Annotated in this window: 22 protein-coding genes; 15 read left to right on the top strand and 7 right to left on the bottom strand. The window is 71.2% G+C overall.

Translation table 11 applies throughout. From position 1 onward, the window contains the following. Positions 1–50: 50 nt before the first annotated feature. The 3 genes from KZ820_RS05455 to KZ820_RS05445 are packed head-to-tail and all read left to right on the top strand — an operon-like array spanning position 51 to position 3036. The gene (locus KZ820_RS05455; RefSeq protein ID WP_219747570.1) at positions 51–1172 is read left to right on the top strand and encodes an 8-amino-7-oxononanoate synthase; all 1122 of its coding nucleotides are present in this window, start codon (positions 51–53) and stop codon (positions 1170–1172) included. After that, a complete protein-coding gene (bioD, locus tag KZ820_RS05450; protein WP_219747569.1) occupies positions 1169–1789 on the top strand; it encodes a dethiobiotin synthase in 621 nt (206 codons plus the stop codon). Before KZ820_RS05455 ends, bioD begins: the two co-directional genes overlap by 4 nt. Beyond that, positions 1786–3036 carry an adenosylmethionine--8-amino-7-oxononanoate transaminase gene (locus KZ820_RS05445; protein WP_219747568.1) on the top strand — a complete coding sequence of 417 codons (1251 nt, stop codon included), beginning with the start codon at positions 1786–1788 and terminating at the stop codon, positions 3034–3036. Before bioD ends, KZ820_RS05445 begins: the two co-directional genes overlap by 4 nt. Before the next feature lie 211 nt (positions 3037–3247). Here the strand turns inward: KZ820_RS05445 and KZ820_RS05440 are convergent, their stop codons facing one another. Together KZ820_RS05440 and KZ820_RS05435 are read right to left on the bottom strand one after the other, a co-directional pair. Then, positions 3248–3661: a GNAT family N-acetyltransferase gene (locus KZ820_RS05440; protein WP_219747567.1), complete on the bottom strand. Its 414-nt coding sequence runs from the start codon at positions 3659–3661 to the stop codon at positions 3248–3250. Beyond that, entirely contained in the window at positions 3658–4143 is a 486-nt protein-coding gene (locus KZ820_RS05435; RefSeq protein WP_219748118.1) for an SspB family protein, read from the bottom strand. Before KZ820_RS05435 ends, KZ820_RS05440 begins: the two co-directional genes overlap by 4 nt. A gap of 73 nt (positions 4144–4216) precedes the next feature. On the opposite strand from KZ820_RS05435, the gene hisB reads away from it, so the two are divergent. The 4 genes from hisB (at position 4217) to hisA (ending at position 6672) form a co-directional block, all read left to right on the top strand. Then, on the top strand, positions 4217–4804 hold the full coding sequence (gene hisB / locus KZ820_RS05430) for an imidazoleglycerol-phosphate dehydratase HisB (protein ID WP_219747566.1): 588 nt from the start codon (positions 4217–4219) through the stop codon (positions 4802–4804). After that, positions 4801–5112: a YciI family protein gene (locus KZ820_RS05425; RefSeq protein ID WP_308462128.1), complete on the top strand. Its 312-nt coding sequence runs from the start codon at positions 4801–4803 to the stop codon at positions 5110–5112. Before hisB ends, KZ820_RS05425 begins: the two co-directional genes overlap by 4 nt. Next, complete coding sequence (gene hisH, locus KZ820_RS05420; protein WP_219747565.1) at positions 5109–5714, top strand: imidazole glycerol phosphate synthase subunit HisH; 606 nt, start codon at positions 5109–5111, stop codon at positions 5712–5714. The genes KZ820_RS05425 and hisH overlap by 4 nt, the downstream gene beginning before the upstream one ends. A gap of 223 nt (positions 5715–5937) precedes the next feature. Further along, on the top strand, positions 5938–6672 hold the full coding sequence (gene hisA, locus KZ820_RS05415) for a 1-(5-phosphoribosyl)-5-[(5-phosphoribosylamino)methylideneamino]imidazole-4-carboxamide isomerase (RefSeq protein WP_219747564.1): 735 nt from the start codon (positions 5938–5940) through the stop codon (positions 6670–6672). A 129-nt stretch (positions 6673–6801) separates the two neighbouring features. Here the strand turns inward: hisA and KZ820_RS05410 are convergent, their stop codons facing one another. After that, a complete protein-coding gene (locus tag KZ820_RS05410; protein ID WP_219747563.1) occupies positions 6802–7044 on the bottom strand; it encodes a hypothetical protein in 243 nt (80 codons plus the stop codon). A gap of 125 nt (positions 7045–7169) precedes the next feature. On the opposite strand from KZ820_RS05410, the gene hisF reads away from it, so the two are divergent. The 5 genes from hisF (at position 7170) to KZ820_RS05385 (ending at position 11217) form a co-directional block, all read left to right on the top strand. Continuing rightward, positions 7170–7931, top strand: a complete 762-nt coding sequence (gene hisF, locus KZ820_RS05405) for an imidazole glycerol phosphate synthase subunit HisF (RefSeq protein ID WP_219747562.1) — start codon at positions 7170–7172, stop codon at positions 7929–7931. Continuing rightward, positions 7928–8500, top strand: a complete 573-nt coding sequence (locus KZ820_RS05400) for a septal ring lytic transglycosylase RlpA family protein (protein WP_219747561.1) — start codon at positions 7928–7930, stop codon at positions 8498–8500. Before hisF ends, KZ820_RS05400 begins: the two co-directional genes overlap by 4 nt. 60 nt (positions 8501–8560) lie before the next feature. Continuing rightward, positions 8561–8911 (top strand): phosphoribosyl-ATP diphosphatase, encoded by a 351-nt coding sequence (locus tag KZ820_RS05395; protein WP_219748116.1) that lies wholly within the window; start codon positions 8561–8563, stop codon positions 8909–8911. 10 nt (positions 8912–8921) lie between these two features. Beyond that, positions 8922–9308 (top strand): HIT domain-containing protein, encoded by a 387-nt coding sequence (locus KZ820_RS05390; protein WP_219747560.1) that lies wholly within the window; start codon positions 8922–8924, stop codon positions 9306–9308. A gap of 358 nt (positions 9309–9666) precedes the next feature. Beyond that, positions 9667–11217, top strand: coding sequence for an amino acid permease (locus KZ820_RS05385; RefSeq protein WP_219747559.1), 1551 nt, complete (start codon positions 9667–9669; stop codon positions 11215–11217). 60 nt (positions 11218–11277) lie between these two features. On the opposite strand, the gene mscL is transcribed toward KZ820_RS05385, so the two are convergent. Beyond that, on the bottom strand, positions 11278–11754 hold the full coding sequence (gene mscL, locus KZ820_RS05380; protein WP_219747558.1) for a large conductance mechanosensitive channel protein MscL: 477 nt from the start codon (positions 11752–11754) through the stop codon (positions 11278–11280). A gap of 120 nt (positions 11755–11874) precedes the next feature. Between mscL and KZ820_RS05375 the strand changes: the two genes are divergently transcribed. From KZ820_RS05375 to KZ820_RS05365, 3 genes are all read left to right on the top strand, one after another. Next, positions 11875–12414, top strand: a complete 540-nt coding sequence (locus KZ820_RS05375; RefSeq protein WP_219747557.1) for an NUDIX hydrolase — start codon at positions 11875–11877, stop codon at positions 12412–12414. A gap of 68 nt (positions 12415–12482) precedes the next feature. Further along, positions 12483–13556: a polysaccharide pyruvyl transferase family protein gene (locus KZ820_RS05370; protein ID WP_219747556.1), complete on the top strand. Its 1074-nt coding sequence runs from the start codon at positions 12483–12485 to the stop codon at positions 13554–13556. Beyond that, entirely contained in the window at positions 13549–14934 is a 1386-nt protein-coding gene (locus KZ820_RS05365; RefSeq protein ID WP_258047741.1) for a Coenzyme F420 hydrogenase/dehydrogenase, beta subunit C-terminal domain, read from the top strand. The genes KZ820_RS05370 and KZ820_RS05365 overlap by 8 nt, the downstream gene beginning before the upstream one ends. A 17-nt stretch (positions 14935–14951) precedes the next feature. Here KZ820_RS05365 and KZ820_RS05360 read toward each other — a convergent pair whose 3' ends face one another. From KZ820_RS05360 to KZ820_RS05350, 3 genes are read right to left on the bottom strand one after another with little or no spacing between them, the layout of a single operon-like run. Then, positions 14952–16103, bottom strand: coding sequence for an acetyltransferase domain-containing protein (locus KZ820_RS05360; RefSeq protein ID WP_258047740.1), 1152 nt, complete (start codon positions 16101–16103; stop codon positions 14952–14954). A gap of 56 nt (positions 16104–16159) precedes the next feature. Continuing rightward, complete coding sequence (locus KZ820_RS05355; protein ID WP_219747554.1) at positions 16160–17497, bottom strand: MFS transporter; 1338 nt, start codon at positions 17495–17497, stop codon at positions 16160–16162. Next, on the bottom strand, positions 17494–19263 hold the full coding sequence (locus KZ820_RS05350; RefSeq protein ID WP_219747553.1) for an alpha-amylase family glycosyl hydrolase: 1770 nt from the start codon (positions 19261–19263) through the stop codon (positions 17494–17496). The genes KZ820_RS05355 and KZ820_RS05350 overlap by 4 nt, the downstream gene beginning before the upstream one ends. Between the last annotated feature and the right edge of the window lies 1 nt (position 19264).

Raw genomic sequence — 19264 nt, 5'->3', positions numbered from 1 at the left:
TCGCCGCGCCGGCTGGCCTTTCTGCGACGACAGGACTTATAGGCGCAGCGATGCTGCTCGCCTCGCACCGTGATCATCTCGCCGCGCTCGCCGCGCGCGACCGGCTCCGCACGCTCGCACCGCGGCGCGGCGTGGACTTCTCCTCGAACGACTATCTCGCACTCGCCGCGGCGCCGCGGCTGCGTGCGGCGGCGACGGCGGCGCTGGAGCGCGGCGTCGCGCTTGGCTCCGGGGGATCGCGGCTGCTCCGCGGCAACGATCCCGAACACGAGGCGCTGGAGGCGGAAGGCGCGCGGTTCTTCGGCAGCGCCGCGGCGCTGTTCTTCGGCAGCGGCTATGCCGCCAACACCGCGCTGTTCGCGGCGCTGCCCCAGGCGGGCGACCTGCTGGTGTACGACTCGCTCGTCCACGCCAGCGCGCACGACGGGATGCGGCTGGGGCGGGCCGAGACCGTGGCCACGCCGCACAACGACGCGGACGCGGTCGACACGACCGTCGCGGCGTGGCGGGCCCGCGGTGGCACCGGCACGCCCTGGATCGCGGTGGAGAGCCTGTACAGCATGGACGGCGATCGCGCCCCGCTGGCCGATCTCGCCGCGGTCGCCGAGCGCCACGACGCGATGCTGGTGATCGACGAGGCGCACGCTACCGGCGTGTGGGGCGAGCGCGGCCGCGGCCTCGCCGATACGCTAGACGGGCGCGAGAACGTCATCACGCTCAAGACCTTCGGCAAGGCGCTGGGCTGCGAAGGCGCGCTGGTGTGTTGCTCACGGCTGGTGCGCGACTTCCTGGTGGCCCGCGCGCGACCCTTCATCTTCTCGACCGCGCCCGCGCCGCTCGCCGCCGCGGTGGCGCGCGCCGCGCTGGCGATGCTCGCCGATGAGCCCGAGCGGCGCGAGCGGCTGCACGCGCTGATCGCGCACGCCAGTGCGCGGCTCGGGCCGCTCGGCGCCACCGTGACGTGGACCCAGGTCATGCCGCTGCTGGTCGGCGACGACCGCGCCGCGCTCGACCTCGCCGTCGCGGTGCAGCGCGCCGGGTTCGACGTGCGCGCGATCCGACCGCCAACCGTGCCGGCGGGAAGCGCGCGGCTGCGGCTGTCGCTGACGCTCCACGTCGGCACCGCGGACATCGACGCGCTCGCCGTGGCAGTGGCGGAGGCGCGGCGATGAGCGTGATCGCGGTGACCGGCACCGACACCGACGTGGGCAAGACCGTGTTCGCCGCGGCCCTGACGGTCGCGCTCGGCGCCTCCTACTGGAAGCCCGTGCAGGCGGGGCTGGACGACGGCAGCGATGCCGCCAGCGTCGAGGCGCTCGGCGTCCCCCGCGCGCGGATCGTGCCCGAAGCCTATCGGCTCACCACGCCCTGCTCGCCGCACCGCGCCGCCGAGCTCGACGAGGTCGCGATCGATCCCGCGCGGCTGGTGCTACCCCCTCTCGACGGCGATCTCGTGGTGGAGGGCGCGGGCGGGGCGCTGGTGCCGCTGACGCGCGACTGGCTGTTCGCCGACCAGATCGCGCGCTGGGGCTGCCCCGCGGTGCTGGTGGCGCGCACGGCGCTGGGCACGATCAACCATAGTCTGCTCTCGATCGAGGCGCTGCGCGCGCGCGGCGTGCCGCTGCTCGGCGTTGCCTTCGTCGGCGAGGCGCAGGAGGATAGCGAGGCGACGATCGCGGCGATCGGCCGCGTCCGCCGCCTCGGTCGGCTGCCACTGCTGGAACGGCTCGATTCGACCACGCTGGCGGCCGCGTTCGCCGCCGCCTTCGACGCGGCGGCGTTCCGATGAGCGGCTCGCCGGTCTGGCATCCCTTCACCCAGCACGGCCTGGGCGAGCCGATCCCGCTCGTCACCCGCGGCGAAGGCGCGGCGCTGCACACCGCCGACGATCGCCGCGTCATCGACGCGATCTCCTCCTGGTGGGTGACGACGCACGGCCACAACCACCCGCGCATCGTCGCCGCGATCCGCGATCAGGCCGAGCGGCTCGACCAGATCATCTTCGCCGGCTGGACGCACGAGCCCGCCGAGGCGCTGGCGCGCGGTTTGACTGCGATCATGCCGGCGGAGCTGACCCGCGTCTTCTTCTCCGACTCGGGCTCGACCAGCGTCGAGGTCGCGCTCAAGATGGCGCTGGGATATTGGCACGCGCGCGGTGAGCCGCGCGACCGCATCTTGGTGATGGCGCACAGCTATCACGGTGACACGATCGGCGCGATGTCGGTCGGGGCGCGCGGCGTGTTCAACCGGCCCTACGCGCCGCTGCTGTTCGACGTCGGCACGATCCCGTTTCCCGCGGCGGGCGCGGAGCAGGCGACGCTCGACTCGCTGGAGCAGGCGTGCGCGGCCGGCGCGGCGGCCTTCATCGTCGAGCCGCTGGTGCTCGGCGCGGGCGGCATGCTGTTCTATCCGCCCTCGGTACTCGCCGAGATGCGCGCGATCTGCGTGCGTCACGGCGTGCTCTTCATCGCCGACGAGGTGATGACCGGCTGGGGCCGCACCGGCACGCTGCTGGCGTGCGAGCAGGCCGGGGTAGTCCCCGACATCCTCTGCCTCTCCAAGGGGCTGACCGGCGGTGCGGTGCCACTCGCGGTGACGATGGCGACCGAGCCGCTGTTCGAGGCGCATCGCAGCACAGATCGCGCGCGGATGTTCTTCCACTCGTCGAGCTACACCGCCAACCCGATCGCGTGCGCCGCCGCCTGCGCCAATCTCGCGATCTGGCGCGACGAGCCGGTGCGCGAGCGGATCGCCGCGCTGGCAACGGCGCAGGCCGAGCGCGTGGCAGCGCTCTCCGCCTTGCCGGAGGTGAGTGGCGCGCGCTCGCTCGGCACGATCGCGGCGCTCGAGCTGGGGGAGGGGGCAGGCTACCTGTCCGACCGCGCGCCGCTGCTGATGGCCTTCTTTCGCGAGCGCGACGTGCTGCTGCGCCCGCTCGGCGACACGCTCTACGTCATGCCGCCCTATTGCACCGGGGCGGACGATCTCGATCGGGTCTTTGCGGTGATCGTGGAGGCGGTGGAGACCTTCGGGTGAGGGGAGCGGCGCTTCCGCGAGAGTAGGGGGGCACGATCACCTCGCCCCTAGTCGGCGTCATCCTGAACTCGTTTCAGGATCCAACGTGCCGTGTACGCAGCGACGGCGAGGTGCGCGGACGGGTGGATCCTGAAACAAGTTCAGGATGACACCATGGATCTGGCAGAGAGCGGTCGGCCAGGTACCATGATATGAGCGTCTGGGCCGCTCCTCAGTCGATCCGCTTCGCCAGGAAAAAGCGCGACTCGCCCGGGGGGTAGTCGTCGATCGTGCCGAACAGCGCGTACCCCAGCTTCTCGTAGAAGCCGCGCGCCTGGAAGCTGAACGTGTCGAGCCACACGCCGATGCAGCCGAGGCGCGCCGCTTCCACCTCCGCCGCGCGCATCAGCGCCCGGCCCTCGCCGCGGCCGCGTCGCTCCGGCGGCAGCGCGAGATATTGCACGAACAGCCAGCGACAGCTCGCCACACCCCACAGCCCGCCGACGATCGCGCCACCCTCGTCGCGAAGCACCAGCGCGATCTCCTCGCGCACGGTCGCGCCCACCGCCGAGTCGTTGTGCGCGACCAGCGGTGCCAGGATCGCGGCGCGCACCGCCGCGTCGGGCACGGCGACTCGCTCGATCACTTCTTGCGCTTGAAATCCACCGCGACGACGTTCGAGCCGTCGCTCGCGCCACTCGCGGGCGGCCCGTCGTTCTCGGCCGGGTCATGCCCGCCGGGGCCGTCGCCCGGTCCTTCCTGCGCCTGAAAGCGAAGCTCGAAGTTGACCGCCGGGTCGTGGAAGCCGGTGATCGCCGAATAGGGGATCACCAGCTTGGACGGCACTTGGTTGAAGCTGAGCCCTACCGAGAAGCGCTCCTCGTCGACCGTCAGGTCCCAGAAGCGATTCTGGAGCACGATCGTCATCTCGTCGGGGAAGCGCTCGACGAGGCGGGACGGGATGTCGACACCGGGCGCCTGGGTCTTGAAGGTGATGTAGAAATGGTGCTGGCCCGGCAGGCCGCCGGTCTCGGCGACCACGCCCAGCACGCGGCCCACGACGGCGCGCAGCGCTTCCTGCACGATCTCGTCATAGGGTATCTGGCTGTCGGGCAGCATGTCGTTCATGCGCTCATGGGTAGCGTGATGGGCCGAGCGGTCAAGGTTGCTTGGACCGTCCAGCGCGTTATGGACCGGCGTCATGCGCACCGCCACGCTCCGCCGCGACACCAGCGAGACCCGTATCAGCGTCTCCGTCAACCTCGACGGCACCGGCCAGTATGACATCCACACCGGGGTCGGCTTCTTCGACCATATGCTGGAGCAGCTCGCGCGACACTCGCTGATCGACGTCACGCTCCACTGCGACGGCGACCTCCACATCGACCAGCACCACACGGTGGAGGACAGTGCGCTCGCGCTCGGCAGCGCGGTGGCGCAGGCGCTCGGCGACAAGCGCGGCATCCGCCGCTACGCCGATGCTCTGTCGCCGATGGACGAGACGCTGACCCGAGTCGCGCTTGATATCTCGGGGCGACCCTGGCTGGTGTGGAAGACCGCGTTCACCCAGACCCGACTCGGCGAGATGGATACCGAGCTGTTCCAGCACTGGTTCCACAGTTTCGCGCAGACCGCCGGGATCACGCTCCACGTCGAGACGCTCTACGGCGACAACAACCATCATATCGCCGAGAGCGCCTACAAGGGGCTGGCGCGCGCGCTGCGCGAGGCGATCGAGATCGACCCGCGCAAGGTGGGCGTGATCCCCTCGACCAAGGGCACGCTGTGAGTCGCTATCGTGCCGGCGGCGAGCTGAGCCTGATCCTGCTGAGCTACGTTTGCCCGCTCGACGAGATCGACTCGCTGATGGCGGCACATGTCGCGTGGCTCGACGCGGGCTTCGCCGAGGGCGCCTTCCTGGTGGCGGGCCGGCGCGAGCCTCGTACCGGCGGGGTGATCGTCGTGCGCGGCGACCGCGCCGCGGCCGAGGCGATCGCCGCGACCGACCCGTTCGTCACCGCCGGCGCGGCGACCGCGGAGGTGGTGCCGTTCCACGCCAGCTTTGCCGCCGATCCGGTCCGCGCGTGGCTGGCATGACGCTGGCGCTGATCGACTATCAGGCGGGCAACCTCCACTCGGTCGCCAACGCGCTGCGCGCCGCTGGATGCGACGACCTGCTCGTCACCGCCGACCCCGACGCGGTGGCGCGCGCCGATCGCATCGTGCTGCCGGGCGTGGGCGCGTTCGGCGCCTGCGCCGCGGCGCTGCGCGCGGTCGACGGGCTGGTCGCCGCGCTGGAGCGTCGTGTGCTGGCGGAGGGCGCGCCGTTCCTCGGCATCTGCGTCGGGATGCAGCTGCTCGCCACCGCGGGCGAGGAACTCGGCCGCTACGCCGGGCTCGGCTGGATCGACGGCACGGTCCGCCGGATCGACGTCGCGGGCACCGATGCCAAGGTGCCGCACATGGGCTGGAACGACGTGGTGCCGCAGGTCGAGCACGCGCTGATCGTCCCGGGCGAGGCCTATTTCCTCCACAGCTACGCCTTCACCGGCGCGCACGTGGTGGCGACCACCGACCATGCCGGTCCGGTCACCGCCGCGGTGGCGCGCGACAATGTGGTGGGGGTGCAGTTCCACCCCGAGAAGAGCCAGCGCTACGGGCTGGCGCTGCTGGAGCGCTTCCTGGCGTGGCGGCCGTGAGGGGCACGGCGGTGGTGAGTCGGTCGGCCTCTTCCCGTTCCAGGCGTCATCCTGAACTCGTTTCAGTATCTACGGGTCCGCGTGTTCGCCGGCCGCTGGATGGGCGGCACGGAGGATCCCGGACCAAGTCCGGGATGACGGCAGTGAGAGGGGCGACGTGGCGCCCGTCGAACGCCTCCCTCGGCGCGTCCGCCCGCCCCATCATCTCGCCGAGTAGCCCCGCATGACCCTCATCGTCTTCCCCGCGATCGACCTCAAGCAGGGCCAAGTGGTCCGCCTCGCCGAGGGCGACATGGCGCGCGCCACGGTCTACGGCGACGATCCCGCGGCGCAGGCGATGCTGTTCGCCGACGCCGGCGCGCAACACCTCCACGTCGTCGACCTCGACGGCGCGTTCGCCGGTGCCAGCGTCAACGGCGAGGCGGTGCGCGCGATCGTCGCGCGCTTCCCCGGCCACGTCCAGCTCGGCGGCGGCATCCGCACGCGCGAGAGCGTCGAGCGCTGGTTCGATCTCGGCGTGTCGCGCGTGGTGATCGGCACCGCCGCGCTGGAGGACCCCGAGTTCGTCCGCGGCGCCGCGCGCGACTTCCCCGGCGGCGTGGTGGTGGCGGTGGACGCGCGCGACGGCATGGTCGCGACCAAGGGCTGGGCCGACGTTTCCACCACCAGCGTGGTCGAGCTCGCGCGTCGCTTCGAGGACGCGGGGGTGGCGGCGCTGCTGTTCACCGACGTCGGCCGCGACGGGCTGCTCAAGGGCGCCAACATCGAGGCGACGGTGGACCTCGCGCGCGCGGTCGACATCCCGGTGATCGCGAGCGGCGGCGTGGCGGGGATCGCGGACATCCACGTGCTGGCGCTGCACGCGCGCGACGGCGTGGAGGGCGTGATCACCGGGCGTGCGCTGTACGATGGCCGGCTCGACCTGGCCGCGGCGTTGAGCGTGGCGGCAGCGGCGTAGCGGGGGCGCAGGCGCGTGAGCGGCGGGATCTTTCCTGGCGCTCCCGCGCCCGCGGGAATTTAGGCGAACACCGCGCCGCGAGCTGTTGCCCTGAATGAGCCTGAGCGCCGGCGCTCGCTGGAGCACAGCTCAGCCAGGAAAGGCCGGTGCCTGACGTACACCGCTGCGCGCGACCAACCCGCGCGCTGTGCCTCGTCGAACGTGCGGCGCATGCAGCCAGAAGCGCTCCTCGCGCTCCAGCCCGGCTTCCCACGCGCGCTGGCGAAACCACGACCAGCACAGGATCGTACGGCGCTCGTGCGGCCACTCGGTCGGGAACGCGCCGCGCGGGTTGGCGAGGATCACCAGCAGCGCACAGAAGCGGCATCGCATCGCCTATTCTCCTCGGCCAATCGGAAGCGATGATGCCGCCGCGCGCGCTTCAAGGAACCCCGTCACTGACCGACTTCGGCGCCCGCGCTTGCTCCCGGCCGCGCGCGCGGGCATGAGCCGCACGCATGACCGTCCGTGCCCGCGTGATCCCGTGCCTCGACGTCGCCGAGGGCCGCGTCGTCAAGGGCGTCAACTTCGTCGACCTGATCGACGCGGGGGATCCGGTCGAGCAGGCGCGCGCCTATGACGCCGCCGGCGCGGACGAGCTCTGCTTCCTCGACATCACCGCCAGCCACGAGGCGCGCGGTACCATCCTCGACGTCGTCCGCCGCACCGCCGCGGTCTGCTTCATGCCGCTCACCGTCGGGGGCGGGGTGCGCAGCGCGGAGGACGCGCGGGCGCTGCTGCTCGCCGGCGCGGACAAGGTCGCGGTCAACTCCGCCGCGGTGGCGCGCCCCGATCTGGTGAGCGACATCGCCGAGCGGTTCGGCAGCCAATGCTGCGTCGCCAGCGTCGACGCGCGCCGCGTCGGCGAGGGCTGGGAGGTGTTCACCCACGGCGGTCGCCGCGCCACCGGGATCGACGCGGTGGCGCACGCGCTGCGGCTCGCCGAGCTGGGCGCGGGCGAGCTGCTCGTCACCTCGATGGATCGCGACGGCACGCGCGGCGGCTATGACCTCGCGCTGGTGCGCGCGATCGCCGACCGCACCGAGGTGCCGGTGGTGGCCTCGGGCGGGGTCGGCACGCTCGACGACCTCGTCGCTGGAGTGACCGAGGGCCATGCCTCCGCGGTGCTCGCCGCCTCGATCTTCCACTTCGGCCAGGCCACGGTCGCCGAGGCGCACGCAGCGCTCGCGGCGGCGGGCGTGCCGGTGCGCGCGCATTGAGGCGCACTGCAAGGCGCGCGGCGGCGGCGGCGCTGCTGGCCACGTTGCTCGCCGGCTGCGGCGGGCATTACCGCCCGGTCAGCGACGCGCCGGTGCGGCTCGGCCGGCCCTATGTGGTGCGCGGAGTCACCTACACCCCCGCGGCGGACCCGAGCTACGACATGCTCGGCTATGCCAGCTGGTACGGCAGCGAGTCGGGTAACCGCACCGCGCTCGGCGAGCGCTTCCGCGCCAAATGGGTCACCGCGGCGCATCCGACGCTGCCGCTCCCGAGCTACGTCGAGGTCACCGCGCTCGACACCGGACGTGTCATCCTGCTGCGGGTCAACGATCGCGGCCCGTTCGCGCGCGACCGGCTGATCGACCTGTCGCGCGGCGCGGCCGAGCTGCTCGGCGTTCGCGCGCGCGGCCATGTCGCGGTGCGCGTGCGCGTGGTCGAGCCGCCGGAGCGCGACCGCGCGCGGCTGCGTCGGGGGAAGGCCGCCGCCCCGCGACCCGACGTCTCGCCCGAGGTCGCCGCCAACCTGCGCGCGCAGCTCGACAGCGGCCTGCGCGCGATCGGTCGCTAAGGGCAGGGACCGCCGCGCTCCGGCTTGACCAGCGCCGCCGCCCGCGGCACGCCCACCATCATGGACCAGCCCGACCCGCTCGACCGGCTCTTCGCCACGGTCGCCTCGCGCCGCGGCGCCGACCCGACCTCCTCCTACACCGCCTCGTTGTTCGCCAGGGGGCGGCCGCGCATCGCGCAGAAGCTCGGCGAGGAAGCGGTTGAGACCGTGATCGCGGCGTTGCGCGGCGACGAGCGCGCGATCGTGCCCGAGGCGGCGGACCTTCTGTACCACCTCATGGTGCTGCTCGCCGACGCCGGGCTGACGCTCGACGAGGTCCGCGCCGAACTGGTGCGCCGCGAGGGCGTGTCGGGGCACGACGAGAAAGCCGCGCGCGGCGGCCCGCTGCCGCTCTCCTTTCGCCCCGAATGAGGATCGCCCGATGACGGTGGACGCTACCCAGCCCTATGACGACGCCAACATCTTCGCCAAGCTGGTACGCGGCGAGATCCCGTCGCGGCGGGTCTATGAGGACGAGCACAGCATCGTCTTCCACGACATCGCCCCGTGGGCGCCGGTCCATCTGCTCGCGGTGCCGAAGGGCCGCTACGTCAGCTGGGACGATTTCTCGGCGAGCGCGAGCGCGGAGGAGATCGTCAGCCTCACCCGCGCGATCGGCCAGGCGGCACGCGACGCGGGGCTGGTCGAGCGCGGCTACCGACTGATCGCCAACACCGGGCTCGACAGCCACGCCGAGGTGCCGCACCTTCACGTCCACATCCTCGCCGGTCGCGCGCTCGGCCCGATGCTGGCGCAGCGGGACGGTTGAGCGCGGAGGGCTTGATGTCCTAGGTAGACCGGACGTCATCTGGGCGGTGCGGCACTTCCTTCGCGCATGAAGCTTCTCGAAGAGGGCGCTTCTCTGCCCTGCCGTCATCCCGGACTTGGTCCGGGATCCACTCTTCCGCAAGAGCAACGCCTCATGGGTGTGCGGCTCGGCGGTTCCCGGACCAAGTTCGGGATGACGGATGTGTGTAGCGGAGTGATGCACGGGATGGCCTAAGCTGGCGCAGCCGTCCGCCCCGGCGCCAAACCGGTCTGATGTCATCTCCGCGCAACACTATTGCGCGTCGCCGCACACCCGCTACGCTCCTGTCCAGTTTTTTCCCTTGGGGGCATCGAACCTAATGATCTTCGGGCGCGTCAAACCTCTCGACGCCATCCTCGCCACCGCCGAGCGCAAGTCGCTCCACCGCACGCTCGGCTGGTTCCAGCTGACGCTGTTCGGCATCGGTTGCGTGATCGGCACCGGCATCTTCGTGCTCACCGCGGCGGGCGCGCAGAAGGCCGGCCCCGGGCTGATGCTGGCCTTCGCCATCGCCGGCGCGATCTGCATCGTCGCGGCGCTGTGCTACGCCGAGATCGCGGCGATGATCCCGGTGGCGGGATCGGCCTATACCTACACCTATTCCACTATGGGCGAGCTGCTCGCCTGGACGGTCGGCTGGGCGCTGATCCTCGAATATGCCGTCGCCGCCAGCGCGGTGGCGGTCGGCTGGTCGGGTTATTTCAGCGGGACGATCCTCAACCAGTTTCTCGGAATCCATCTGCCCGCCTGGCTCTCCGCCGCGCCATTGGCGCTGGGCGGCGCGCCCGGTGGCTTCATCAACCTGCCCGCGGTGGTGATCGCAGGGCTCATCACCTGGCTGCTGATGATCGGCACCACCGAGAGCGCGCGGGTCAACGCGGTGCTGGTGGCGATCAAGGTGATCGCGCTCACCGCCTTCGTCGCGCTGACGCTGCCGAGTGAGTCCTTCTCCACCGACAAGTTCAACCCGTTCCTGCCCGCGGGCGTCTTCGGCGGCTTCGGCACCGGCGTGGGCGCGGTGGGCGCGGCGGCGACGATCTTCTTCGCCTATGTCGGCTTCGACGCGGTCTCTACCGCGGCGGAAGAGACCAAGAACCCACAGCGCAACGTGCCGATCGGGCTGATCGGCTCGCTGCTGTTCTGCACTATCTTCTATATCCTGGTCGCCGCCGGTGCGATCGGCACGATCGGCGGCCAGCCAATCATGGGGCCGAACGGTGTGCCTTTCCCGACCGGTTCGGAGGAGCTGGCGCGGCAGTGCGCGCTGCCGCAATATGCCGACGCCCTGGTCTGCTCCAACGAGGCGCTGGCGCACGTGCTGCGCGCGATCGGCTGGTCCAAGGTGGGCAACATGCTCGGCATCGCGGCTTTCCTGGCGCTGCCCTCGGTCATCCTGATCCTGATGTTCGGCCAGACGCGCATCTTCTTCGTGATGAGCCGCGACGGGCTGCTGCCCGAGAAGCTCTCGGCGGTGCATCCGAAGTGGAAGACGCCCTACGTCGTCACTGCGCTGACGGGGATCGGCGTCGCCTTCGCGGCGGCGTTCCTGCCGGTTGGGCAGCTCGCCGACATCGCCAACGCGGGCACGCTCTACGCCTTCATGATGGTGGCGGTCGCGGTGATGATCCTGCGTCGCACCGCGCGCGACCACAAGCGCGACTTCCGCACGCCCGCGCTGTGGCTGGTGGGGCCGCTGACGATCGCGGGCTGCGTGTTCCTCTTCTTCAACCTGCCCTCGGCGGCGATGCTGGTGCTGCCGATCTGGGGCGCGGTGGGGCTGGTGATCTACTTCGCTTACAGCCGCCACCACAGCCATGTCGGTCGCGGCATCGTCGACGCCGACGACCTCGGCGACGCGACGCTGCACTGAGTTCGCGCCGGCACGCCGCGGCGCTCTCTCGCCTCGGGAGAGCGCCGGGCCGTCGTCGGGTCAGACCAGCGGGGGAGGGGTCCGCGTGCCCGCTCCGGCGCGCAGCTCGTCGCGGATCTCGCGCAGCAGCGCCACCTCGGCGGGCTCGGCGGCAGGCTCTGCCGTCCCTTCCTTCTTCTCGCGCTCGGCCGCGGCGATCACGCGGTTGACGCTGCGCATCAGAAGGAAGACGATGAAGGCGAGAATGATGAAGTTGATCACCACGGTGATGAACTCGCCGTAGCCGAACAGCGGCACGCCCGCCGCCTTGAGCTGGGCATAGCTCGTCAGCGAGCCGGTGTAGTTCGCGGGGACGGGCCCCAGCTTCACGAAATAGCTCGAGAAATCGAAGCCGCCGAAGATCGCGCCGACGATCGGCATGATGATGTCGTCGGTCAGCGACTTGGTGATGGTGGCGAAGGCGCCGCCGATGATCACGCCGACCGCCAGGTCGAGCACATTGCCTCGAGCGATGAACGCTCTGAAATCCTTCAACATGATCGTCTCCCTGCCGCTCCCGATGCGGGCCGATCCAGGTTAAGCGCGGATTGCCGCTTCGCCAAGTCGCGCCACTGGCTTAGAGAGGCGCCTCCCGACGCCAGGATCGAGCGAGACTCCATGACCAAGCCCCACCGCGACGCCGATGCTCCTGCCGAGACGGCCTGGGCCGGCCGCTACATCGAGGTGAAGACGCAAGGGCAGTGGGAATATGTGTCCCGCCGCAACGGCATCCAGGCCGCGGTGATCGTCGCGATCGACGCTTCCGATCGAGTCGTGCTGGTCGAGCAATATCGCGTCCCGCTCGGCCGCCGCTGCCTCGAATTGCCCGCCGGCCTGATCGGCGACGAGACCGCGGGCGAGGCCGTCGCCGCCGGCGCCGCGCGCGAGCTGGAGGAGGAGACCGGCTACCGGGCGGGACGGATCGAGGAGCTGGGCTTCTTCTACTCGTCGCCGGGAATGAACAGCGAAGGCTTCACGCTGGTGCGCGCGCACGAGCTGGAGAAGGTCGGGCCGGGGGGCGGCGAGGCCGACGAGGACATCGAGGTGCATCTGGTGCCCCGCGCCGAGCTGACGCGCTTCGTGCTGGCGAAGCGTACCCAGGGCGTGGCGATGGACGTCAAGATGCTGCTGCTCCTGGCGGACGGCCTGCTGGGCTGAGGGAAGTCGTGCCCGCCAGCGGGGAGGATCAGCGGAACTCGCTGACCTACCGAGCGATTATCTCCGCAATGACCGCTACACCGCGCAAGGTCGGGATCCTGACCTTTCACCGCTGCATCAACTACGGTTCCTACTGGCAGGCGCGCTGCCTGACCGAGGGGTTGCGCTCCCTCGGCCATGACGCGCGGCTGCTCGATCATCACAGCGATCAGGTCGCGCGTGCCGAGTGGCGCTGTTCGTTCCAGCCGACCTTGCCCGAGCGCACGCCACGCGCCGATCTGCCGGCGTACAAGATCAAGGGCCGCAAGTTCGTCGCGGCGTTCGACCGCCTGCCGCAGTCTCCGCGTTTCCCGCTGCACCGGCCCGACACCGACGGCTACGACGCGATCGTCGTCGGCAGCGACGAGGTCTGGAACTTCCGCCATCCGTGGTACGGCGGCGCGCCGATCTTCTTCGGCGAGGGATTGAGCGCGCCGCGGCTGGTCTCCTACGCGGCCAGCTTCGGCAATCATGACGCTGCCGACGGCATCTCGGCTGACTGGGCCGCCAAGCTGCGGCGCTTCACCGCGGTGTCGGTGCGTGACGCCAACTCGCGGGCGCTCGTGGAGACCGCCCTCGGCGCGACCCCGCCGCTGGTGCTCGACCCCGTGCTCCAGTTCGGCGACCGCGTCCACGCTGCCGCGCCGCCGTCCGAGAAGGGCCGCTATGCCTTGGTCTACGGCCACGGCTTCCCGGAATGGCTGCAGCGCCAGATGCGCGACTGGAGCCGGCGCAGCGGGGTACGCCTGGTTAGCATCGGATACCGCAACGACTGGGCCGACGAGCAGGACATCGCCGCGGGCCCGGAGGAATTCGCGCAGCGCGCCGCGAGCGCCAGCGCGCTCGTGACCAATTTCTTCCACGGCTGCGTCTTCGCGCTCAACAACCGCACCCCCTTCGTCACCGCGCCTTCGCCCTACCGCTTCAACAAGGTGCGCGACCTCGCCGCCGCGCTCGACGCGCGCCGCCACATCGTATCGCCCGAGCTCGAGGGCGCGGACTATGACGCGCTGCTCGGCGCGCCGCCCGCACCGGCGGTCTACGAGCGGATCGAGGAGCTGCGCGCCGAGTCACTCGCCTATCTGCGCCACGCGCTTGGCTGAGCCGCTCGCGCCGCGCGACGTGGTGCGCTCGAAGCTGTGCATCGGCTGCGGTGGGTGCGCGGCCGACGCGTCTGAGGGTTCGATGGCGTGGGACCGCCACGGCACGTGGAAGCCCGACGGAGCCTTCGCGTCCGTGCCGTCCGAGGAGTTCGCGCAGCGCTGCCCCTTCTCGCCCGACGCCCGCGACGAGGACATGATCGGCGCCGAGCGCTTCCCCGCTGCGCCGTTTGCCACGGCGCTGCTGGGTCGCCACGAGTCGACCTGGGTCGGCCACGTCGCCGAGGGCGAATGGCGGGAGTCGGGCAGCTCGGGCGGGATGGTGAGCTGGGTGGCCGCCGAGCTGCTGCGCACCGGCGCGGTGGACGCGGTGGCACATGTCGCGCCGGTCGCCGCGCCGCAGGACGACGGTCGCTACTTCGCCTATCGCCTGTCGCACGACACCGCTTCGCTGCTGGCCGGCGCGAAGTCGCGCTATTACCCGGTCGAGCTCTCCGCGGTGTTGCGCGAGATCCGTGCCACGCCGGGGCGCTACGCGATCGTCGCGGTGCCGTGCTTCGCCAAGATGATCCAGCTCGAACGCGCGCGCGACCCGGTGCTGCGCGAGCGCGTGCCACACGTGCTCGGACTATTCTGCGGGCATCAGAAGAGCGCCCGGCTGGTCGACAGTTTCGCGTGGCAGCTCGACACGCCGCCGGCGCGCGTACGCGCGGTCGACTATCGCATCAAGGACGCGGGGCGGCCGGCCAATTGGTACCGTGCGCACCTGACGCTCGACGACGGCAGCGCGCGGGCCGAGGACTGGTGGCACCTCGCCGACGGCGACTGGGGCGCGGGCTTCTTCCAGAACAGCGCGTGCGACATGTGCGACGACGTCGTCGCCGAGACCGCCGACGTCGCCTTCGGCGACGCCTGGGTCGAGCCCTATTCGTCCGACGGGCGCGGCACCAACGTGGTGGTGGCGCGCACGCCGCTCGTCGACGGTCTGATCCGCGCCGCGGTGGCGGAAGGCCGGCTGGTGCTGGAGGAAGTGGATGCCGCCTTCGTCGAGGCGACGCAGGCGGCGGGCTTTCGGCACCGCCGCGAGGGGCTGGCCTATCGGCTGACGTGGCGACGCTGGCGCGGCGGCGTGGCCAAGCGCAAGCGGGTCGCGCCCGACGCGCGCGCGCTGCCGCTGCGACGCCGTCTGGTGTATCGAACGCGCGCCGGCATCGCGCGCTGGAGCCACCGGCTGGCGTGGCTGTCGGCGCGGACCGGGGCGCCGGGGCTCTATCTCCATTGGGCGCGGCCGGTACTGGCCTTCTATCGCGCGCTCGCCTGGTCGCACGGGCGGCTCGGCGGCTGGATCGACCGGGTGCTGCCGGACGCGCGGCGGCAGTAGGTCCGCACGCCGCCCTCTCAGAAGAAGCGTAGCCAGCGGCTCGCGCTCCGCCGCTTCACCCCGGCGAACCAGCGCGTCGCGCACCATAAGGGCGGCGCCACCGCGGCGGCGAGCAACCAGACGTGCCCGATGGTGGGTACCTCGCGCCCGCCGGCGGCGATCGACAGCAGGTGCAACGCATAGAGGTGGAGCAGGTAGAAGAACATCGGCGCGCTCCCCAGCACCGCCAGCCAGCGCGCCGTGCGCTGCTCGAAGGCAACCAGCAGCCATGCGCCGAGGCCTAGCGTCAACAGCAGGAAGTCGAGCGAGGGCGGGTATTTGGTCACGTTGAGGAAGGAGAGCAGCGTCAGCAGCGGCGTCGCACCGAGCTCCCATGGAAGCGGTTCGCCGTAACGGTTGATCGCGCGCAGCAGCACGAAACCGGCCAGCAGGATCGTGCCGGCCGCCGCGAGCGCGCGCCGCCGCCAGACGGGAGAGGTGTGGAACCACGGGCCGATCGCATAGCCGAGCGCGATCACGCCGATCCAGGGAAGCACCGGATAGGAGGTCCGCGCCGTCACCCCGCCGCCCAGCGCGATGAGGTCGCGCTGGTGGAGTATCGCCCATATCGGGTACAGCGGGTGGCCAGCGGCGAGCCGCACCGGGTCGAGCAGATTGTGCCCTGCCACCACCACGATGGCGATTGCGATCAGCGCCCGACGCGGCAGCCACAGCAGCCCCGCCAGTGCGATCATCGACCAGCCGATCGCCCAGATCACCTGGAGGTAGATCATCGTCGGCGCGAGCGAGAAGCTCCAGGCGAAGCCGACCAGGGTGAGCTCGAGCAGCAGGAGGAACAGCCCGCGCTCGAGAAGGAAGCGCGCGGTCGCGGCGCGCGGTCGAGCCGCGCCGTAGAGCCACGCCGACACCCCGGCGAGCGCGATGAAGACGGGCGCGCAGAGGTGCGCGGCGAGCCGAGCCGCGACCAGGCTGGGTGGGGCGACGCGAAGATCCATCGGGTCGCTCACCGGCGCGCTCAGCAAGAAGTATTCGCGCGTGTGGTCCGCCAGCATCAGCAGCATGACCAGTCCGCGCAGCGCATCGATCGAGTCGAGCCGGCGGTTCGGCGAGGGACGTGACGGAGCCTGGACGGTGCGGGGGGCGGTCAGCTGAAGCATGGCCGCGGCCATGATACATTATCTCGTCACGCGCAACGTTCGGATCGGCGCGGGAAGGTGCGCGGTGGCTACCTTGCCGCGCGCGCGCCGCGGCCCACCATCACCGTGGCGATCGCCCCGAGCAGCATCAGCGCGCCCGCGAGCACCAGGACCGCACGCGCGTCACCGCCGAGCAGGTTGTGGTAGAACAGCGGGATCGACAGGCTCTCGATCATCATCGGGATGACGATGAACATGTTGAAGATGCCCATGTACACGCCGTTGCGCTCGGGCGGGATCATGTCGGTCAGCATGACGTATGGGTTGCCCATCATCCCGGCCCAGCCGATCCCGATCCCGACCATCGCGACGTACAGCCACGCTTCCTGTCCGATCGCCGGGATCGCGAGCATCGCCGCACCCGAGGCGGCGAGGCAGCAGGCGTGGACGCGTTTGGCGCCGTGGCGCCGCGCCAGCGGCATCAGCGCGAGCGCGGCGACGAAGGCGACTGCGTTGTAGAAGGCGCCGAGCTGTCCCACGGTCAGCGCGGTGTCGCGGAACGCCTGGCTGGTCGCGTCGGCGGTGTCGTGGAGCGAGCGTGCCAGCGCGAAGGCGATGAACTGCCAGTAAGCGAACATCGCATACCATTGGCAGAGCATCGCCAGCGCGAGCTGCCGCATCGGGCGCGGCATCTCCAGCAGCGCGGTGCGCAGATCGGCGAGGGCGGATCGCAGCGTCAGCGGCTCGGCCTCGAGTCGCGCGCGCTCCTCGGCCGGCAGCGGCAGCTCGGGCACGCGCCACACCGACCACAGGATCGTCGAGAGCGACAGCACCGCGCCGATCACGAAGGCGATGCGCGTGATGTCGGGGATGCCGTTGGCGTCGACCGCGTCCTTGTCGAGGCCAAACCAGACCAGCAGGCTCGGCGCGAGGTAGGAGAGCGTCTGCGCCAGCCCGGTAAAGGCTGATTGCGTCAGGAAGCCGGTCGGCCGCTGGTCGGGCGCGAGCCGGTCGCCGACATAGGCGCGATAGGGCTCCATCGTGACGTTGTTGGCGGCGTCGAGCACCCACAACAGGCTCGCCGCGATCCACAGAGCGCGGCTGTACGGCATCGCGAACAGGCACAGGCTGCACAGCACCGCACCGACGAGGAAATAGGGGGTGCGGCGACCGAGCCGCGAGGTGGTGCGGTCGCTCATCGCGCCGATCAGCGGCTGGACGAGCAGACCGGTGACCGGACCGGCGAGCCACAGCAGCGGCAGCGTCGCCTCATCGGCGCCCAGGTAGCCGTAGATCGGGGCCATGTTGGCCTGCTGCAGTCCAAAGGAGAATTGCAGGCCGAGGAAACCGAGGTTCATCTCGACGATCCGCGCCAGCGAGAGGCGGGGGCGCGACGCTCCCCGCGCGGTTCCCGTGGTCGGCCTCATCGCGCTCCCTCCAGCCAGACCACACCCCAGCCCGGCGCGGTGTCGCAGGTCGCCCCGGTCAACCGATCGCGGCCCGCCGAGGTGAGAGCCACGGAAGCCGCGCCGAAGTTGAGGAACACGCGGTCGCGTCCGCATGCCACGCCGAGCAGCGCCGGCGCGCCCGTCTCGATCAGCGCCGGCGCGCCCGCGCCGCCGCTCGCCACGCGCGCCGCCCGCAGCGCGCGCAGGTCGCCGCCGATGCGACGCGCCGCCGCGCCGTCGAGCGCCGCCCAGTCCATCTCGGGCCGGTGCAGCCAGCGACCCTCGTGCGCGCGCCCCGGGTCGTCGCGATAGCCATAGTCGTTGAGCAGGCCGAGCTCGTCACCCATGTAGGTCGTCGCCAGCCCGCCGCTCGCGATCGTCAGCGCGTTGAGCAGCGCGATGCGGCGGTAGGCCGCCTCGCGCTCCTCCGCGTCGCATGCGGACTCGAGCCCGGCGAGCGAGGCCATCGTCCCGTTGCTGCCGTGGAGCACTGCGCCGTCGCTCTGGAACGGCGCACCGCGGCCCCAGCCGCCGTCCGCGCCCTCGAGGAAATGTGCCGCCGCGGCGAGCCGCTTCTCGGGCGCGGGATCGATCGCGCGCAGGTCTCCCAGCACCGAGCCCCAGCCGATATCGTCGTGGCAGCGCGCGTAGCTCAGCCAATTGGCGCCGCGCGGCAGCCCGCCGCTCGCGGCGACGATCGCGGCAGGGAGGGCCGCCGACTGCTCCGCCAGCGCGACCCAGCCTGCCACCATCAGCGAATTGTTGTAGACGAGGTGGCATTCGGGCTCAAAACCTTCACCCTCGTCGCGGCCGAAATAGGGTGGCACGAACGCGGTAGGCACGATCGCCTCGGCCTTGAGCAACGTGGCGGGCGCGGCGATGTCGAGCGCGGCGCGCAGCGCGCGGACGATATAGTGCGTCTCGGGCAGGTTGCGGCAGTCGCTGCCGGGCTGCTTCCACAGGAAGGCGATGCTGTCGAGCCGAAACGCCTCCACGCCGCGGTTGGCGAGCCGCAGCGCCACGTCGAGGATGGCGAGGAAGACGCTCGGGTTGCGCCAGTTCAGGTCCCATTGAAACGGATAGAAGGTGGTCCAGACATGGCCGCCCATCTCGGGCACGAGCGTGAAATTGCCCGGCGCGGTGGCGGGGAAGACCTGCGGCAGAGCGGCCTCGCGCGCGCGCGCCTCGGCCGCGTCGAGCACGATGTAGAAGTCGCGGTAGAACGGATCGCCCGCCTTCGCCGCTTTCGCCCAGAGATGATCGTCCGCGGTGTGATTGAGCGCGAGGTCGACGCACAGGCTGATGCGCGCCTCGCGCAGCCGCGCGGTGAGCGCCTCGACCTCGTCGATCGTGCCGAGCCGCGGCTCGACCGCCAGATAGTCCGAGACCGCGAAGCCGCCGTCGCTGTCGCCCTCGCGCGCCTTGAGCAATGCAAGCAGGTGGAGGTATCGCACGCCGAGCGACTCGAGATGGTCGACCCGCCCGGCCAGACCCGCGACCGTGCCGGCGTAGCGGTCGACATAGGTGGAATAGCCCAGCATGTCGGGGCGGACGAACCACTCGGCATCGTCGAGCCGCGCCGCGTCGAGCGCGCGCAGTGCCGCGGGCCGCTCGGCGTGGCGCTCGCGCAGCAGCGTCTGGGTCGCGGCCCACAGCGAGTCGGTGTCACCCTGCGCGCCATAGAGCCGGTCGAGCTGCCGCCGCAGCCGCGGCGCGATCGCGGCGAGCCGCTCCTCCATCGTCATC

The organism is Sphingomonas citri (genome assembly GCF_019429485.1).
GTDB lineage: Bacteria > Pseudomonadota > Alphaproteobacteria > Sphingomonadales > Sphingomonadaceae > Sphingomonas > Sphingomonas citri.
The sequence above is the reverse complement of the archived record's forward strand: the minus strand, read 5'-3'. Positions and strand labels throughout refer to the sequence as shown.

Excerpts from the sequence above, each read along its gene's own strand:
- KZ820_RS05455 (WP_219747570.1), top strand. The coding sequence starts at position 51 with ATGCTGCTCGCCTCGCACCGTGATCATCTCGCCGCGCTCGCCGCGCGC.
- bioD (WP_219747569.1), top strand. The coding sequence starts at position 1,169 with ATGAGCGTGATCGCGGTGACCGGCACCGACACCGACGTGGGCAAGACC.
- KZ820_RS05445 (WP_219747568.1), top strand. The coding sequence starts at position 1,786 with ATGAGCGGCTCGCCGGTCTGGCATCCCTTCACCCAGCACGGCCTGGGC.
- KZ820_RS05435 (WP_219748118.1), bottom strand. The coding sequence starts at position 4,143 with ATGAACGACATGCTGCCCGACAGCCAGATACCCTATGACGAGATCGTG.
- hisB (WP_219747566.1), top strand. The coding sequence starts at position 4,217 with ATGCGCACCGCCACGCTCCGCCGCGACACCAGCGAGACCCGTATCAGC.
- hisH (WP_219747565.1), top strand. The coding sequence starts at position 5,109 with ATGACGCTGGCGCTGATCGACTATCAGGCGGGCAACCTCCACTCGGTC.
- hisA (WP_219747564.1), top strand. The coding sequence starts at position 5,938 with ATGACCCTCATCGTCTTCCCCGCGATCGACCTCAAGCAGGGCCAAGTG.
- KZ820_RS05410 (WP_219747563.1), bottom strand. The coding sequence starts at position 7,044 with ATGCGATGCCGCTTCTGTGCGCTGCTGGTGATCCTCGCCAACCCGCGC.
- hisF (WP_219747562.1), top strand. The coding sequence starts at position 7,170 with ATGACCGTCCGTGCCCGCGTGATCCCGTGCCTCGACGTCGCCGAGGGC.
- KZ820_RS05395 (WP_219748116.1), top strand. The coding sequence starts at position 8,561 with ATGGACCAGCCCGACCCGCTCGACCGGCTCTTCGCCACGGTCGCCTCG.
- KZ820_RS05390 (WP_219747560.1), top strand. The coding sequence starts at position 8,922 with ATGACGGTGGACGCTACCCAGCCCTATGACGACGCCAACATCTTCGCC.
- KZ820_RS05385 (WP_219747559.1), top strand. The coding sequence starts at position 9,667 with ATGATCTTCGGGCGCGTCAAACCTCTCGACGCCATCCTCGCCACCGCC.
- mscL (WP_219747558.1), bottom strand. The coding sequence starts at position 11,754 with ATGTTGAAGGATTTCAGAGCGTTCATCGCTCGAGGCAATGTGCTCGAC.
- KZ820_RS05375 (WP_219747557.1), top strand. The coding sequence starts at position 11,875 with ATGACCAAGCCCCACCGCGACGCCGATGCTCCTGCCGAGACGGCCTGG.
- KZ820_RS05370 (WP_219747556.1), top strand. The coding sequence starts at position 12,483 with ATGACCGCTACACCGCGCAAGGTCGGGATCCTGACCTTTCACCGCTGC.
- KZ820_RS05360 (WP_258047740.1), bottom strand. The coding sequence starts at position 16,103 with ATGGCCGCGGCCATGCTTCAGCTGACCGCCCCCCGCACCGTCCAGGCT.
- KZ820_RS05355 (WP_219747554.1), bottom strand. The coding sequence starts at position 17,497 with ATGAGGCCGACCACGGGAACCGCGCGGGGAGCGTCGCGCCCCCGCCTC.
- KZ820_RS05350 (WP_219747553.1), bottom strand. The coding sequence starts at position 19,263 with ATGACGATGGAGGAGCGGCTCGCCGCGATCGCGCCGCGGCTGCGGCGG.